Source organism: Hoeflea sp. BAL378, assembly GCF_000759435.1.
GTDB lineage: Bacteria > Pseudomonadota > Alphaproteobacteria > Rhizobiales > Rhizobiaceae > Hoeflea.
In genome coordinates this window covers 40,169-56,100 of sequence record NZ_JRJG01000030.1, presented here as the reverse complement: position 1 = coordinate 56,100, position 15,932 = coordinate 40,169, and the positions used below count along the sequence as shown (strand labels likewise).

Sequence of the window (15,932 nt, the reverse complement as noted above, 5' to 3'; positions counted from 1 at the left end):
TCAGGCCGCGGTCCGCGGCCGGAACAGACCGGCATCCTTGAGCGGCGGCCGGGCAAGGATGCGTTCCTCGATCGGCTCGATCCCCCAGCCGGGCGTATCCGGCACCTGCAGCATTCCGTCCTTGACCTGCGGCACGACGGAGAAAAGGTCCGCGTCCCACGGCGTGCGATCGATGTCGAGCTCCATGATCCGCAGGTTCGGAATGGCCGAGCAGAAATGCGCATTCATCATCGTGCAAAGGTGGCCGTAGAAATTGTGCGGCGCGACGTTGACTTCGAAGGCTTCGGCAAGATTGGCGATCTTCATGGACTGCCAGACCCCGTTCCAGACGGTGTCGACGATGGCGACGTCCAGGGCCTGGGCGCGAAAGAACGGCAGGAAGTCGCGGATGCCGATCAAGGTCTCGCCCGAGCTGATGGGATGCGGGCTGCGGCTGCGGATGTAGGCCAGCGCTTCGGGGCTGTAGGAGTCGATCTCCACCCAGAACAGAGGCAGATCGGCGATCTCCTGCAGGGCGCGCACGAAGCCCTCCGTGCGGAAATTGAAATTGAGGTCGAGCAGGATTTCGACGTCCGGACCCGCTCCGTCGATCATGGCCTCGAGATGCTGGCGCAGGTTGCGCAGCAATTTCGGCGTGGGATTGAGCTCGGGGTGAAAGGGCGCAGCGAAGCCCGGACGCCAGGATTTCGGGTTTTCATGGTTGTCGTCGAGGGCGAAGAGGTTCGTTTTCGCTGCGCGGAAGCCTTTCTCGCGCGCCTCGGCGCCGGCCTGGCGGACTCCGTCGAGGGTCTTGATCGGGTTGCCGTAGACCTGCGGGTGGTTGATCCTCCAGGACGCGCAATGGGACCAGTAGACCGGCACGGCAGGCCGCATGCGCCCGCCCAGCAGTTCGAAACAGGGCACGCCCAGCACCTTGGCCTTGGCGTCCAGAAGCGCATTCTCGATGGCGCCGATCCCCTGCGAGGCGATGCCGCCCGCCGCCGGCCGGATCAGGCAGTAGGCCTCGGCATAAAACCGTTCATGGTCCATCACCGACAGGCCGACAAGACGATTGCCAAGCTTTGCGATGACCTCGGAGACTCCTGGCGACCCGAAGCCCTCGTCGTATTCGCTCCAGCCTATGGTCCCGTTCTCGAGCGTCACCTTGCAGAAATAGTAATTGCGCCAGCCGGCGTCACAACTGAGTGTCTCGACCTTGCTGATTTTCGTCATCGTGAAGTGCCTCTGATCTCGGTGCGCGGCCATGCCGCCGCCCTCTTGCGCTGCTGTGCCTGTGACTGACTGTGATCCAATCTTGCGGAATCTCCAGTTCCAAGACTGTTGCGATGGATCCACAAATTGTATCGGTGGCTCGGAACGAGACCGGTGCGGGACATCATGCTTGGGTCCCCGCCGCCCTGTCATACCGCCCCAGCGCGGCGCGGATCTCCTCGAGAACCTCGGGGTCCTCGATGGCGGCCGGAACCGCCACGCTGACGCCATCGGCGATCTTTTGCATGGTTCCGCGCAGGACCTTTCCCGAACGTGTCTTGGGCAGCCGTGCCACGATCAGCGCATTGCGGAATGCCGCAACCGGGCCGATACGCTTGCGCATCAAGGCGACAATCTCGCGTTCCAGCGCGCCCTCGTCGCGGCTCGCGCCGTCCGTCAGCACCAGAAAGCCCAGGGGAAGCTGTCCCTTCAAGGGATCGGCGCGACCGATCACGGCGCATTCGGCGACGTCGGGGTGGCTGGCGATCACCTCTTCCATCGCGCCGGTCGACAACCGGTGGCCCGCCACGTTGATGACGTCGTCGGTCCGCGCCATGATGAAGACATATCCGTCCGCGTCGCGATAACCGGCATCCGATGTGGCGTAGTGGCCCGGAAATTCCGAGAAATAGGTCTCGCGGTATCGCCCCTCGGCGTTCCACAGGCCCGTGAAACCGGCCGGCGGCAGCGGCAGGCGGCAGACGATGTTGCCCAGTTCGCCGGGCTGCTTTTCGGTGCCGTCGTCGGCAAGCACCCGGATATCGTAGCCCGGCATCGGAACGCCGGCAGACCCGGGCTTGACCGGCAGCAGGCCGAGGCCCACCGGGTTGCCGCTCATGGGCCATCCCGTTTCCGTCTGCCACCAGTGATCGACGACGGGTCGTTGCAGCTTGTCTTCGGCCCAGCTTACCGTCGTCGGATCCGATCTCTCGCCGGCCAGGAACAGGGTGCGGAAGCGGCTGAGGTCGTGCTCAGCGATGCAATTGCCTTCCGGATCGGCCTTGCGGATGGCGCGCAGCGCAGTCGGCGCGGTGAACAGGGCGGCGACGCCATGCTCGGCAATCACGCGCCAGAACGCGCCGGCATCCGGAGTTCCCACGGGCTTGCCCTCGTAGAGCACGGTGGCGCAGCCATGAAGCAGTGGCCCATAGCAGATGTAGGAATGCCCCACGACCCAGCCGAGGTCGGAAGCGGCCCAGAAGGTCTCTCCCGGCGCCAGCCCGTAGTGATGGGCCATTGTCCATTTCAAGGCGACCATGTGGCCGCCATTGTCGCGAACGACGCCCTTGGGCTTGCCGGTCGTGCCGGAGGTATAGAGGATATAGAGCGGATCGGTTGCCGCCACCGGAACGCATTCGGTGCCTTCAGATGCGGCCAGCGCGGCCTCCAGGCAGGCGGCGTAGTCTTCGTCGCGGCCGTCGATCAGCGCGCACGGGTGCTCCTTGCGCTGCAGGATCAGGCATGTCGCGGGCTTGTGCTGCGATTGCGCGATCGCCGCGTCCAGCAGCGGCTTGTAGGCCACCACCCGAAGCGTCTCGATCCCGCACGACGCGGAGACAATGAGCTTGGGGGTCGCATCTTCGATGCGCAACGCCAGTTCCTCCGCCGCAAATCCGCCGAAGACGACCGAATGCACGGCGCCCAGCCGCGCGGAGGCCAGCATCGCCACCAGCGCTTCGGGCACCATCGGCATGTAGATCAGGACACGATCGCCCTTGCCGACCCCGCGTTGCCGCATGACGGCAGCAAGCGCCGAGACTTCGCGCAACAGACGGTCGAAAGAATAATTGCCCTGCTTGCCGGTCACGGGGCTGTCGTAGCGGACGGCAATCCGGTCGCCGTTGCCGGCCTGGACGTGGCGATCGACGCAGTTGTGGCAGGTGTTGCAGAGCGCACCGGCAAACCAGGCGCCGAACGGTCCTTGCTCGGGGTCAAATACCGTGTCGGCCGGCCGAAACCAGTCGATCTCCGCAGCCGCTTCCGCCCAGAAGCTCTCAGGATCGTCACGCCAGCGGGCGTATGTGTCGTGATAACGGCTCATGGCTCGGTGCTCCGCGTGGATGTCTTCTGGCGTGCCGGACTGCTGTTTGCGATGCGGCCTCACCCCATCTGATACCGAACCGCTGCGCGCCGAGCCAATTCAGATCGAAGCTCCAACGATCCAAGGAGTGGATCGAAGCGCAGGATCACTGCGCTCAACCGCATGGCGTCGAAGGTCGGGCGCGCACTGCAAACGGCGTTGCCGCGCCGGTCGCGGGACGATGTCGAGAGACGGTATTCCGGGAAGTAGCCTTGGTGCAGGCGGTTGCCGGGCATCTGCACTGTCGGCCCGGCCGTCGCGATCCGGAGGTCATGTTCCGTGGCCGCGGTTTGGAGATCGACCATCAGACGATCAGCCGCCGGGTTCCGGCCTGCGCGCCGGCGATCGGGACGCGGATGCGCCCGCTGCGCCGGCCGCGCTGCGGCCCGGTACCCAACACAAGGTCTTATGAAACCTGGACAAAATGGCCTTCACCCGCCTCGGTGTAGAGGCGTTTCGGCGGGACGAAATCGGCCGGCCGGAACGGGCTCTTGATCTCGTCGCTGGAAATGCGGCGCGTTTGCCGGCGCGTCGGATCGGCGATCGGCACGGCGGCCATCAGGCGCTTTGTGTAGTCGTGCTGCGGATTTTCGAACACCGCCTGCCGCGGCCCGATTTCGACGATCTCGCCGAGATACATGACCGCCACCCGGTGGCTGATGCGCTCGACGACGGCCATGTCGTGACTGATGAAGAGATAGCCAAGGCCGAACTCCTCCTGCAGGTCCAGCAGCAGGTTGATCACCTGGGCTTTCACAGAAACGTCCAGCGCGGACACCGCCTCGTCTGCAATCAGCAGCTTCGGCTCCAGCGCGAGCGCCCGCGCGATACAGACCCGCTGGCGCTGGCCGCCGGAGAATTCGTGCGGGAACCGATCGCCCATGGAGGCGGAGAGCCCGACGCGCTCCAGAAGGTCGCCGACCCGCTTCTGGGCATCGGCCTGACCGGCCAGGTCGTGGGCGACAATCGGCTCGGCAATCGCTTCGCCGATGCGCATGCGCGGATTGAGGCTCTCGAACGGGTCCTGAAAGATCATCTGTGCTTCGCGGCGGATGCCGGCGAGTTCGGACCGGCCGGCCGTGATGACATTCTTGCCGTCAATGCGCACATCCCCGGAGACAGGCTCGGTCAGGCGGATGATCGATTGTCCTGTGGTCGACTTGCCGCAGCCCGATTCCCCGACCAGCGAGAGGGTCTCGCCCTGCTTCAGCTCCAGCGAGACCCCTTCGACCGCATGAATACGGCCGATGGTCCTGCGCAGGAAACCGGCCTTGATCGGAAAGCGGGTGACGAGATTGTCGACCTTCAGGATCGACGGCTCGTCGCGCTTGACCGTGTCCTTGGTCGGCTTCACCGGCCGGATTTCGCCGGTCGCCATTTCCACCTGCGGGAAGCGCAGCGGGCGGTCCTTGCCCGTCATCGAGCCCAGTTGCGGAACCGCGGACAGGAGCGCGCGGGTGTAGGGATGCTTGGCGCCCGCGAAAATGTCCACCGTCGTCCCGGTTTCCACCTGCTCGCCGCGATACATCACGATGGTGCGGTCCGAGATTTCGGCCACCACGCCCATGTCGTGGGTGATGAACAGCACCGACATGCCCTCTTCGTCCTGAAGCGTCTTGATGAGCTCGAGGATCTGGGCCTGAATGGTCACGTCGAGCGCCGTGGTCGGTTCGTCGGCGATCAGAAGCTTCGGATCGCAGGCAAGCGCGATGGCAATCACCACGCGCTGGCGCATGCCGCCCGAAAAGTTCATCGGATACTCGTTGAGGCGCGATTTTGCCGAGGGAATGCGGACCTTTTCGAGAAGGCGCACCGCCTCCGCCTCTGCCTGCGTCTTCGACATGCCACGGTGATGCACGAGCACCTCGGTAATCTGCTGGCCGATCTTGAGGACCGGATTGAGCGAGGTCATCGGTTCCTGGAAGATCATGCCGATGCGGTTGCCACGGATGGACTGCATCGCCTGCAACGGCAGGGCCAACAGGTCCTGTCCCTCGAAGTCGACCTGGCCAGTGACGCGGGCATTGCTCGGCGAAAGCAGCCGCATGACGGACATCGCCGTCACGCTCTTGCCCGACCCGGATTCGCCGACCAGCGCGACCGTTTCCCTTGGCCCGATGTCAAAGCTCACGTCGCGCACGACATTGCGCCACTGGTCGCCGGCGCGGAACGCGACGCTGAGATCTTTGATGGAGAGGATCGGTTTGATCATGGGTTAGCTCTCGCGCCGAGGATTGATGATGTCGCGCAGGGAATCGCCGATCAGGTTGATGGCGACGATCAGCAGGAGAAGCGCGATGCCCGGAAACAGGCTGATCCAGTAATCACCGGAAAGCAGGTAATCGAAGCCGTTGGAGATCAACAGGCCGAGCGACGGTTCGGTGACCGGCAGGCCGATGCCGAGGAAGGAGAGCGTCGCTTCGAGCATGATGGCGTAGGCGACACGCATGGTGGCGACCACGATCAGCGGCGGCAGGCAGTTGGGCAGGATGTGCCGGAAGACAATGCGCCTGTCGGGCAGGGCCAGCGAGCGCGCGGCATCGACATAGGCGCGCTTGCGCTCGATCAGCGCCGATCCGCGAATGGTGCGCGCGTAATAGGCCCATTGGGTGACGACCAGCGCCAGGATGATCTTGTCGACGCCCTGGCCGAGGATTGCGAGGAAGATCAGCGCGATCAGGATAGCCGGGAAGCTCAACTGGATGTCGACGATGCGCATCAGCACCGCGTCCAGCCGTCCGCCGACATAGGCGCTGGCAAGCCCGATCGATGCGCCGATCGCCAGCGCAATCGCCGCGCTTGAAAGGCCGACCAGGAGACTGGTGCGCAGCCCGTAAAGAATGGCGCTGAACAGGTCGCGGCCCTGGGTGTCGGTGCCGATCACATAGATCATGCCGGTCATGCTTTCGGATCCGGGCGGCAGGCGGCCGTCCATGATGTCGAGCTGGCCGAGATCATAGGGATTCTGCGGCGCGATCAGAGGCGCCAGCACGGCGGCCAGAATGAAGATCGTCACGAGGATGATGCCGAGAAGGGCCAGCCTGTCGTGCAGCAGCGCCGACACCACCTGCCAGGCCGGCGCGCGCGCGGGCCGGTCCGGGGCTTCTGCCTCGTCGGAGTGGATCGATGCGGTCGCGGGAGTGGTCTTGCTCATTGCGAATTTCCTTCGAGGCGGACGCGGGGGTCCACGATCGAGTAGAGGATGTCGACGAGGAGATTGATGAGACTGAACATCACCACGGTGATCATCAGATAGGCCAGGATCAAAGGCCGATCGAGAACGCTGATGGCGTCGATGATCAGCTTGCCCATGCCCGGCCAGGCAAAGATCGTCTCGGTCACCACCGCAAAGGCAATCAGCGACCCGAGTTCGAGGCCGATGACGGTGATCAGCGGAATGAGCGTGTTCTTGAGCACATGGACAATGACGATGTGACGCTCGGGGAGCCCCTTGGCCCGGGCGAAGCGGACGAAATCGAGCTGCATGGTCTCCATCACGCCGGCGCGGGTCAGCCGGATGACCAGCGATATCTTGAACAGCGCGAGATTGAGGGCGGGCAGGAGCAGATGCGACCACCCGTCGATCGTCAACAGGCTGAGCGGGACCCCCAGGACCGGGACCGTCTCGCCGCGGCCCGATGCCGGCAGCCATCCGAGATAGACGCTGAAGAGCATGATCATCATGAGACCGATCCAGAAGGTCGGCAGGCTGAAGCCCAGGATCGAGAAGGTCATGATGGATTTGGAGACCAGGCTCTTGGGCTTCAATCCGGCATAGATGCCCAGCGGGATGCCGATCACCAAAGCCATCATCAGGGCGACGAAGGCCAGTTCCAGCGTCGCCGGCATCCGCTTGAGGATCAGCGTCAGCGCCGGCTGGTTGAAGACAAAGGAATTGCCCAGGTCGCCCGACAAGGCGCGGCTGAGGAAGAGCCAGTATTGCTCCCATACCGGCTTGTCGAGGCCGAAGGACTGGATCACCTGCAGCCTTTCGGCCGGCGTCGCGGTCGGGCTCAACAGCACGTCGACCGGATTGCCGACAAGATAGAGGCCGGCGAAGACCAGGATCGACATGACCAGGAGCGTGAGCGCGGTCTGGACCAGCCGGCTGAAGAGATATCCGCTCATGGTGTCATGCCTCCGGCATCGGCTGTGAACGCGCGCCGCCGTGACGGCCGATACGCTCAATCAGCAGTTTGGTAAATCCGGCCTGGTCCACATCGGTGATGACGGTGGCATTGCTCTGCCGGCCGAGCTTGTTGTGGAAATCGGCATAGGTATGTCCCATCGTCACGCCCATGAGCTCGACGCCGACATGGACGTCCTCGCCCTTGAACAGGTCGGGACGAAGCAGCCAGGCAATCGTCGTCGCATCGTGGATCGGCCCTCCCGGACGTCCGAATCGCGCCGTGTCGGAGCGGTCGAAGGTCGTGAACAGGTTGCTCAGGGCCTGACCCGCAGCGCCGCCGCGGCGGAACGCCTCGAAATGCTCCCGGGTGAACAAAGTCTTGAACGTCACGTCGAGCGGCATCATGACGATCGGCACGCCGGAGCGCAAAACGACATCAGCGGCATGCGGATCGGCATAGACGTTGAATTCCGCCCAGGGCGTGCGGTGCCCCATGGCGGCAAAGGCTCCGCCCATGAGGACGATGCGGCCGATGCCCCTGGCGACGTCGGGATGCTGGACCAGCGCCAGGGCGATGTTCGTCATCGGGCCGATGGCGCAGATGGTGACGGGATCGCCGGTCCTTGCGGCTTCGCGCGCGAGCCGGACGATGAACCGCACGGCGTTTTCCTCCGCCGGGCGGATCTGCCCCGCGGGCACGAGGCGATCGTCGAAGGCGCCGATCCCGGCGTATTTCCCCAGCACCCGGTCGCGCACAAGCGGACCGGCGGCGCCGCCATGCACCGGCACATCGGTCCGGCCGCTCAGCCCCACGATCTTGCAGGCGTTGATCAGCGCATCCTGCAACGGCACATTCCCGGCCACGACGGACAGGCCGAGCACCTCGATCTCCGGCGAGGCAAGAGCCATCAGGATGGCCGCGGCGTCGTCCAGGCCGGGATCTGTGTCGATGATGATCCTGTGAACGCTCATGCCGGGACCTTCTCGGCATATCGCGACAGGCGGTCGAGGAAGAAATCGATCACCCCTTGCGCATCCACCCGGGTGACGATCTCGGCATTGGGCTCCAGCCCGCTCTTGCCGTACCAGTCGGCGATCGTCTGGCCCATGCACAGCTCGCTCTCGTATTCGACGAAGATGCGCGCCCGCGTGGTCCCGAACAGGTGCGGCGCCAGAATATAGGCGATGACCAGCGGATCGTGCAGCGGGCCGCCGCGCGAGCCGTAGCGGGCGACGTCATTGCGGTCCCAGAAGGCCATCAGTTCTCCGAGCGCGTGCGAAATGCGTCCGCCGACCCGGGAAAATGCGGTGACATGCTCGGGCTTCAGCATGACCTGATGGGTCGCATCCAGGGCAAGCGCAACAATCGGGATCCCGCTCGAAAACACCACATGGGCGGCATGCGGATCGGCCAGAACGTTGAACTCCGACGTCATCGTGCGATTGCCGGGCTCGCGATAGGCGCCGCCCATCATCACGACGCGGCCGATGCCGTCGGCGATCTGCGGCTTGATGCGCAGGGCGACGGCGAGATTGGTCATCGGACCGAGGCAGCAAAGGGTGACGGGCTCCCCCTTGGCGCTGGCCAGGCTCAACGCCTCGATCAGAAAGTCGACGGCCGACATCTCTTCCGCCGTCTTGACGGGATCGGGCAGCGTCGTGTTGCCAAGTCCGGTCTTGCCGTGGAACTGGCCATGAATGGGCTCGCGGAGCATCGGCCGGAAGCAGCCGGGATAGACCGGAATGTCGGGGCGCCCGCCCAGTTCGCAGACCTGCAGCGCGTTGAGGACGGTGCGTCCGAGCGGCTGGTTGCCGCACACGGGGGTGATGCCGAGAATGTCGAGTTCCGGCGACACGAAGGCCGTCAGAAGCGCGATGGTATCGTCGATACCCGGATCGCAGTCGACAATAATCGGAATCGTCTTCATGCTGAAATGCCCTAAATTGCCGGAGGAAGACGCTCAGAGTGCGCCGACGTCGCGAAGGACCGCGGCGATTTCGTAGCGGGCCGCCTCGCCCAGCGGCTGCTGCGGGGCGATCGGCGCTCCCACCGCAAAGCCCTGGAGATCGAGGGCCGTCTTGACGCAGGCGGCGATCGAATATTTTGCGAAGATCTCGTTGACCCGCCAGAGCGGGCGCTGGAGCTCCATCGCCCGAGTCCAGTCTCCGGCCTTGGCGGCGTCGTAGAGCGCGATGCTCTGCTTTGGGATGATGCAGGCGGGACCGGCCATCCAGCCCACTCCGCCAATCATCATCACACAGGCCGGAATATGCGCGGACGCTGAAAACACCTCCATGCGGCCGCGCGTCCTCTCGATGATGGAGAGAAGGCGCCCCGTATTGGTCGATGCATCCTTGATGTAGCCGATGTTGTCGACATGGCTCAGCCGCTCGATGACGGGCAGGCTGAGATCCGACCGTTGAAACTGCGGATTGGTGTAGAGCACCACGGGACGGCCCCTGGCCGCCCGGGCGATGGCCTTGAAATACTCCTCGACACCCGCCTCGCTCACCGGGAAATAGGCCTCGAGCACCGCAAGAATGCCGTCGGCCCCGGCCTCGACCATCGATTCGGTCTGGGCAACGGCATCGATGATCGACGTCGACGCAACGCCGGCGACAACGGGAACCCGGCCGCGATTGGCCGAGATCACCGTGTCGACGACGTTGCGCTTCTTCTCTTGGGAGAGATAGGGAAATTCACCGGTGCTGCCGAGCGGGGTCAGACCATGGACCCCGGCTTCGACGAGATGGTCCACCAGATCGGCGAGAACGCCGGTCAAGACCTCGCCGGAGGCATCGACCGGAGAGACGAGATAGGGAAATACGCCGCTGAAAGCCATGGTGTATGCCCCTTTCCCGGCCTAGTTGGGCGTCACGTAATAGGGCAGCGTGTAGCCGTCCGAACGCCCCGGATAGGAGAACTCGTCCTTCATGGCCCAAGTATTGGCGAGATAGAAGACCGGGATGACACCGAGGTCGCTCATGGCGATGTCCATGGCCTTTTGAAGCAGTCCTTCCCGCTTTTCATCGTCGAGCGTGACGCGGGCCTCGTTGAGCGCCTTGTCGAAGTCCGGGTTGGAATACCGGCCGCGATTGCCCTGGCCCGACTTCTCTCCGTAGGTTTCCAAGAGCGGCCCGAGAACGCCGGAGGCTTCCCCGGTCTCGACGGCGGCGCCGCCCATGATGAAGCTGAATTCCAGATTGGAGGCGCGGCTGAAATAGACGCTGGCCGGAAGCGTCTCGACCTCTGTCTTGACGCCGATCCGGTTGAAGAACTGGCCGATCGCCTGGGCGACCTTGGAATCGTTCGGATAGCGATCATTGGAGGCATGGAAGGTGAGAGAGAAGCCGTCCGGATAGCCCGCGTCGGCGAGCAACTGGGTCGCCTTTTCCGCATCGTAGGGATCAACCGCGATCGACGGATCGTAGCCGAAATAGCCTTCCGGGACCAACTGGCCGGCAGGGACGCCCTGCCCGTCCATGATCCGGTCGACGATCGCCTGACGGTTGAGCGACAGCGACAATGCGCGGCGGACTTCAGGCTTCAGGAGCGGGTTCTTGCCATCCGGCCCCTTGGCGAAGGGCGAAACCTCGCGATCCTGGTCCATGTGCAGATACATCACACGGTTGCCCGCGACATTGGTCACCGTCAGATCGTCGGACGACTGGAGCCTGCGGGTGTCGGCGGTCGGAATGCTCTCGATCATGTCGACATCGCCGGAAAGGATGGCGGCAACGCGTGCGCTCGAATTCTTGAAGATGCGGAAGGTGACCGTGTCCCACACGGCCTTCTCGCCCCAGTAATCCTCGTTGCGCGCGACAACGACGTTCTCGTCCGGGGACCAGGAGACGAATTTGAACGGACCGGTGCCGATGACGCCGGTGCCGGAGTTCATCTCTTCCGTCGTCGTGTTCTCCATCTCCGCCGGCAGGATGGCGATGCGGCTGAGATTGTTGGGCAGAAGCGGCGTCGGTTCGGCCGTGGTGACGCGGACGGTCAGCGGATCGACCGCGACCACATCGGTGATCGCCTTCACATAGGGCGCGAACGAGCTCGGGCTGTTGGCCGAGGCGAGCGGCACCCGCTTGATGCTGGCCACCACATCCTCAGCGGTAAAATCGCTGCCATCGTGGAACTTGACGCCTTCGCGCAGCTTGAATTCCCAGGTCGTCTCGTCGACGGCGGTCCATGACACCGCCAGCGCCGGCTGCAACTGCTGCTTGTCGTCCTGGTTGACCAGGCCGTCGAAGATGTTGCGCGCCATGGCGCTGTTGGGGCCGACGACATAGAATTGCGGATCCATGGATGTGGTCGACGCGGCAAGGCCGATCGTCAGGTCCTGGGCGTGACCGGCCAGCGGCGCGAAGACGACGGACGCAGCAAGAATGGCCGCGCGTGCGGAAATTTTCATGGTGGACTCCTCCAGGTTATCCGGCCCGCACTCTCCTTTGCGGGGTCGACGTTTCAGTTATCCCTTTCTCCTGTGCGATAAAAATTGTATTTGGTGCACACTTCATGTTCAAATATTATGGGATGGCGTGGCGTGCGATTGAAACCCCGGCAGGTCGAAGCCTTCAGGAGCGTGATGATGACCGGCGGCATCACGGCCGCGGCGGACGCCATGAACGTCACCCAGCCCGCGGTCAGCCGGCTCATTCGCGACCTCGAGATCGCTGTCCGGATCCCCCTGTTCGAACGGGTGGGCGTGCGTCTGGTGCCGACCTCCGAAGCCGCGCAGCTCTACCGGGAAGTGGAGCGTCTGTATCTGGGGCTCGACCAGATCGCCCAGGCCGCCGATGACATCCGCCTGCACAAGAATACCGTCATCCGCGTGGCCAGCGTCACCTCGCTGGTCCGGCCGTATCTGCACCAGGCGCTCAGGCAGAGCCTCGGTCATCGCCTGGACATTCCCCTGGTGATCGACGTCGAGAACAGCCGCCACATCTGGAACATGGTCGAGCAGAACCGCTACGATCTCGGTCTCGTCTACGGCTCGCCGCGGATGGCGGACAAGAATGCGGTGCTGCTGCACAGCTCCCACGCCGTGGCGGCGATGGCGAAGGGGCACCGGCTGGCGGACCGGAATGTCATCGTCCCGGCCGACCTGCTCGATGAGCGCGTGCTGATCCCCGGCCGCAATTCCCCCTTGAGGCTGGCGCTCGATCGCGCCTTCTCCCATGAAGATCACCAGCCTGTCAGCACGATGGAAACCTCGATGCTGAACTGCTGCCATTTTGCCGCAGCGGGCATGGGTGTGGGGATTGTCGACGAAACCAGCCTGAATGCCGCAAAGGCCGACATCGTGGCCATCCCCTTCGAGCCCCGGATCGACGTCTCCTATTTCGCAATCCGTCCCGCCGGCGCCCAACGGATTGCCGTTCTCGACGAGCTGATAGGGCTGGTGCAGAGCCTGATGAAGCAACCGCGTGACCTGTAGATGCGGGCGTCGCTGAAGCCACGTTGCGGCAGAGCTCCAAAGCCGCAATCCCGGCCGCATCCTCCTTCACTCTCCCGATGATCTGCTCTTCAAAAAACGGCCTCGCTTCATGTCCTGGTCCGCTGAGTGGGCCAGTTTGAACCTCAAACTGGATGAGAGCGCGGGGGCATGGCCAACATGCCGGCCCTCGGGACACTCGACCAACACGCACATGCCTGCCGTGTGAACGCTGGACTTAGTCGCGGAAATCGTGGAATATTCGACAAACGGAGTTTTATGATGAATCAGTACCAGCGCCCGCGCAGCAAATTCGAGCTCGCGCACGACAATTTTGTTTTCGATGAATGGCCGTTCTACAATATGTCTCGGCTCATCTCGATCTATCACCGCCGGCTCGACGCCGTCTTGAAGCCGATTGGCATCGACACGCCGCGCTGGCGCGTGCTGAGCATTCTGGGAAAGCGCGGGACCGCGACCGTCACGCAGATCTCGGATGAAGCCGCGACCATGATCTCGACCACAGCCAAGATCATCCGGAGAATGGTCGCTCAGGAACTGGTCTCGACAAGCGTGTCGCAGAAGGATGCGCGGTCCATCGAAGTCTCGCTGACGCCGCACGGGCGCCAGACCCTGGATATCGCCCTGCGAAAGGTCGACACCGTTGCCGCGCGGGCGTTCATGGGCATCGCCGAAGACGACATCGACCTGATGAACAAGCTCACCAAGCAGATGTACGAGCAACTGGAGCACTGAGAGCGGGCGGGCGGCGCGGCGCGGCCGTCGTCGCCTGCGGCGGAGTGCGGCCCAGGCCGCATCGGTCCGTCAGATCTCGAAGACTTTCTGCTCCGTCCGGTGAAGCCGCGTCATCGAACCGTCTTCGCCGAGCACGAAATTGTCGCACATCACGGCGAAGCAGCTACGGCAATCGGCCAGCGTCGGGTGAACGGCGAGATTCATTCCGGCCAGCAGCGCCATCGGCTCGTCCTGCCGGATGAGCGGCCGCTCGACCAGATTGTAGCCCTGCCCATGGGCGAAGATCCGCGTCTCGGCGGGATGGCCGGCCGCAAGCCTCTGACGGTTGTGCTCGGCATACACATCTGCGCAGGCGGCGCCGGGCCGCATCGAGCGCAGAATACTGGTCTGCAGCGCATGCGCCTCGGAGCTCGGCTCGAGCAGCACAGGCAGCGCCTTGCCGAAGACGATGTTGCGCGCGATCTCGGTGAAATGCCCCGACGGACCGGCGTTCTCGATCAGCAGGGAGACATAGTCCCCCGCCTCGACGACGCGCGTCTGGCTGTTGGGCAGCTTGAACGGTGCGAACTGTCCCTGCGGGGCCGATCCCGCCAGGATGACGCCGCCGGCGCCGCCCAGGCCGAGCGAGGCGGATCGGGCGAGCGCCGTGATGTCGATCTCGCGCATGCCCGGCCGCAACTGCGGCAGGATGTCCGCAAATACGGCGTCCTGCAGCGCCGCGGCGGCGCGTATGTGCTCGAGCTCCTCGGGGCTCTTGACCACCATCATCGCGTCGACGTCGTCTGTGACGTCCTCGAGCGTGACCGCGCCGGCAAGGCCGTCATGGATCATGCGCACGAAGCGGTTCGGCATGTTGTCCATGCCGGCCAGCCCGATGCGGGTGAATCCGCGTTTGCGGACCATCCCGATCAAGGTCGCCGCTTCGAGGCCGGCCGTGTAGGCGACCGACTGGAACGACGCGACGGTGGCGATGCCGACAACGCCCGGATAATCCGCCGCAGCGCGGTCGTGGGTCCGGAAGCCGTCCGCATTGCCGTGTTCGATCACGGTGACGCCCTCGCCGGGCACGAACATCACCACCGTCCGGTACGAACTCACCGGCTCGTCGGTAAACCAGCGCACATAGCCCGACATGTCGTCTTCGTCGCCGACGGCCACGATCGCGTCCAGCCGCAGCGCATCGGCGGCGGCGGTGAGACGCGCGTGCCGCCGCTCGATCTCGGCCCCGCTCATGCGGGCGAAGCGCGACGGCTCCATCAGTTCGACGCTCCCCGCCACTTGGCGCTCCAAGCCTCGATCACGGCGGGATTGCAGACGAATTGCGGCACGCGGCCGGTCAGGACCCGCTCGACGTTCTCGAGCAGGATCAGCGGCATGCGATCGAAGGTGTCCTTGGTGTGGCCGACCATGTGCGGGGTGAGGATGGCGTTCGGAAGGTCGCGCAGCGGGCTACCCGGGCTGAGCGGTTCGGGATCGAACACGTCGAGCGCCAGCCGCATCTCGGGCCGCTCGGTGGCGAGGTTGGCCAGCGCCAGGTCGTTGGTTATCGCCCCGCGTGCGATGTTCACGAACACGGCGTCGGGTTTCATCAGCGCGAGCTTGTCGGCGCCGAGCATGCCGCGCGTCTGATCGTTGAGTTCGGTGGCGACCACCACCACGTCACTGGTGCGCAGCAGATCGTCGAGCGATGCAGCCGCCACGCCATCGGGCAAGGAGCGCGGGGTGCGGACATGGGCCTGCACGGCGCACTCGAAGCCCTTGAGCCGCTCGACCATCGCCAGGCCGATCTTGCCCAGTCCGATGATGCCGACGGTGCGTCCGCGCAGCGTGCGGGCGCGCGGATATCCGGGGCGGGCCGACGGATTGGTGATGAAGGTGAGAGCCCGGTCGAACTCGTAGAGCGACGCGAGGATGAGCATGATGCCTGCTTCGGCCATGCTGGTGTAGTTCTCGACGGTCTGTCCGTTGGCGATCAGGATGCTCCGCGCGGTGGCTGCCTCGTGATCGAATTCCTCGGTGCCGATCACCGGCGAGATCAGGGCGCGAAGGCGCGTCGCCGCGTCCATTTCCCGGGCGCCGATCTGCAGGACGTCGACATCGACGATGACGTCCGCCCGGTTCAGGCGGCCCGAAGCGAGATAGGCGCTTCCGTCCGTGTACCGTCCGACGTCGTGGCCCTGCGCGCGCAGCGCCTGAACGGCGTGATCGAAGATACCGTCGAAATCCTCCATTCCGAGAAAATCAATCGTGCTCGTGGGAATTGGCATCGAGTTCGTCC

At 64.4% G+C, this 15,932-nt stretch carries 14 protein-coding genes and 1 pseudogene; 3 read left to right on the top strand and 12 right to left on the bottom strand.

Translation table 11 applies throughout. From position 1 onward, the window contains the following. From LL06_RS08700 to LL06_RS08690, 3 genes are all read right to left on the bottom strand, one after another. On the bottom strand, positions 1-1,212 hold the full coding sequence (locus LL06_RS08700; RefSeq protein ID WP_035525042.1) for a mandelate racemase/muconate lactonizing enzyme family protein: 1,212 nt from the start codon (positions 1,210-1,212) through the stop codon (positions 1-3). Between the two features lie 163 nt (positions 1,213-1,375). Continuing rightward, a complete protein-coding gene (locus LL06_RS08695) occupies positions 1,376-3,292 on the bottom strand; it encodes an AMP-binding protein (protein WP_035525039.1) in 1,917 nt (638 codons plus the stop codon). 59 nt (positions 3,293-3,351) lie between these two features. Further along, a complete protein-coding gene (locus LL06_RS08690; protein ID WP_035525036.1) occupies positions 3,352-3,636 on the bottom strand; it encodes a hypothetical protein in 285 nt (94 codons plus the stop codon). Between LL06_RS08690 and LL06_RS28200 the strand changes: the two are divergent. After that, positions 3,616-3,723 (top strand): annotated as a pseudogene (locus tag LL06_RS28200) (IS6 family transposase); the annotation flags it as partial. The gene LL06_RS08690 and the pseudogene LL06_RS28200 overlap by 21 nt on opposite strands. 14 nt (positions 3,724-3,737) lie before the next feature. Here LL06_RS28200 and LL06_RS08685 read toward each other — a convergent pair. From LL06_RS08685 to LL06_RS08655, 7 genes are read right to left on the bottom strand one after another with little or no spacing between them, the layout of a single operon-like run. Then, a complete protein-coding gene (locus LL06_RS08685; protein WP_035525033.1) occupies positions 3,738-5,543 on the bottom strand; it encodes an ABC transporter ATP-binding protein in 1,806 nt (601 codons plus the stop codon). Between the two features lie 3 nt (positions 5,544-5,546). Continuing rightward, positions 5,547-6,485, bottom strand: coding sequence for an ABC transporter permease (locus LL06_RS08680; protein ID WP_035525030.1), 939 nt, complete (start codon positions 6,483-6,485; stop codon positions 5,547-5,549). Continuing rightward, positions 6,482-7,459, bottom strand: coding sequence for an ABC transporter permease (locus LL06_RS08675; protein ID WP_035525026.1), 978 nt, complete (start codon positions 7,457-7,459; stop codon positions 6,482-6,484). The genes LL06_RS08680 and LL06_RS08675 overlap by 4 nt, the downstream gene beginning before the upstream one ends. Before the next feature lie 4 nt (positions 7,460-7,463). After that, complete coding sequence (locus LL06_RS08670; RefSeq protein ID WP_035525023.1) at positions 7,464-8,432, bottom strand: nucleoside hydrolase; 969 nt, start codon at positions 8,430-8,432, stop codon at positions 7,464-7,466. Continuing rightward, positions 8,429-9,388, bottom strand: a complete 960-nt coding sequence (locus LL06_RS08665) for a nucleoside hydrolase (protein WP_035525020.1) — start codon at positions 9,386-9,388, stop codon at positions 8,429-8,431. Before LL06_RS08665 ends, LL06_RS08670 begins: the two co-directional genes overlap by 4 nt. A 33-nt stretch (positions 9,389-9,421) precedes the next feature. Next, entirely contained in the window at positions 9,422-10,303 is an 882-nt protein-coding gene (locus LL06_RS08660) for a dihydrodipicolinate synthase family protein (RefSeq protein WP_035525018.1), read from the bottom strand. Between the two features lie 21 nt (positions 10,304-10,324). Then, complete coding sequence (locus LL06_RS08655) at positions 10,325-11,875, bottom strand: ABC transporter substrate-binding protein (RefSeq protein ID WP_035525016.1); 1,551 nt, start codon at positions 11,873-11,875, stop codon at positions 10,325-10,327. 132 nt (positions 11,876-12,007) lie between these two features. Between LL06_RS08655 and LL06_RS08650 the strand changes: the two genes are divergently transcribed. Together LL06_RS08650 and LL06_RS08645 are read left to right on the top strand one after the other, a co-directional pair. After that, positions 12,008-12,901, top strand: coding sequence for a LysR substrate-binding domain-containing protein (locus tag LL06_RS08650; protein WP_052161335.1), 894 nt, complete (start codon positions 12,008-12,010; stop codon positions 12,899-12,901). A gap of 279 nt (positions 12,902-13,180) precedes the next feature. Then, positions 13,181-13,654: a MarR family transcriptional regulator gene (locus tag LL06_RS08645; RefSeq protein WP_210165716.1), complete on the top strand. Its 474-nt coding sequence runs from the start codon at positions 13,181-13,183 to the stop codon at positions 13,652-13,654. 69 nt (positions 13,655-13,723) lie between these two features. Here LL06_RS08645 and LL06_RS08640 read toward each other — a convergent pair whose 3' ends face one another. Beyond that, a complete protein-coding gene (locus tag LL06_RS08640) occupies positions 13,724-14,932 on the bottom strand; it encodes a M24 family metallopeptidase (protein ID WP_035525012.1) in 1,209 nt (402 codons plus the stop codon). After that, positions 14,911-15,921, bottom strand: a complete 1,011-nt coding sequence (locus LL06_RS08635; protein WP_081963814.1) for an NAD(P)-dependent oxidoreductase — start codon at positions 15,919-15,921, stop codon at positions 14,911-14,913. Before LL06_RS08635 ends, LL06_RS08640 begins: the two co-directional genes overlap by 22 nt. Positions 15,922-15,932 lie beyond the last annotated feature (11 nt).

What these genes read in the sequence shown, in the direction of transcription:
- LL06_RS08700 (WP_035525042.1), bottom strand. Translation starts at nt 1,212, where the DNA reads ATGACGAAAATCAGCAAGGTCGAGACACTCAGTTGTGACGCCGGCTGG.
- LL06_RS08695 (WP_035525039.1), bottom strand. Translation starts at nt 3,292, where the DNA reads ATGAGCCGTTATCACGACACATACGCCCGCTGGCGTGACGATCCTGAG.
- LL06_RS08690 (WP_035525036.1), bottom strand. Translation starts at nt 3,636, where the DNA reads ATGGTCGATCTCCAAACCGCGGCCACGGAACATGACCTCCGGATCGCG.
- LL06_RS08685 (WP_035525033.1), bottom strand. Translation starts at nt 5,543, where the DNA reads ATGATCAAACCGATCCTCTCCATCAAAGATCTCAGCGTCGCGTTCCGC.
- LL06_RS08680 (WP_035525030.1), bottom strand. Translation starts at nt 6,485, where the DNA reads ATGAGCAAGACCACTCCCGCGACCGCATCGATCCACTCCGACGAGGCA.
- LL06_RS08675 (WP_035525026.1), bottom strand. Translation starts at nt 7,459, where the DNA reads ATGAGCGGATATCTCTTCAGCCGGCTGGTCCAGACCGCGCTCACGCTC.
- LL06_RS08670 (WP_035525023.1), bottom strand. Translation starts at nt 8,432, where the DNA reads ATGAGCGTTCACAGGATCATCATCGACACAGATCCCGGCCTGGACGAC.
- LL06_RS08665 (WP_035525020.1), bottom strand. Translation starts at nt 9,388, where the DNA reads ATGAAGACGATTCCGATTATTGTCGACTGCGATCCGGGTATCGACGAT.
- LL06_RS08660 (WP_035525018.1), bottom strand. Translation starts at nt 10,303, where the DNA reads ATGGCTTTCAGCGGCGTATTTCCCTATCTCGTCTCTCCGGTCGATGCC.
- LL06_RS08655 (WP_035525016.1), bottom strand. Translation starts at nt 11,875, where the DNA reads ATGAAAATTTCCGCACGCGCGGCCATTCTTGCTGCGTCCGTCGTCTTC.
- LL06_RS08645 (WP_210165716.1), top strand. Translation starts at nt 13,181, where the DNA reads ATGAATCAGTACCAGCGCCCGCGCAGCAAATTCGAGCTCGCGCACGAC.
- LL06_RS08635 (WP_081963814.1), bottom strand. Translation starts at nt 15,921, where the DNA reads ATGCCAATTCCCACGAGCACGATTGATTTTCTCGGAATGGAGGATTTC.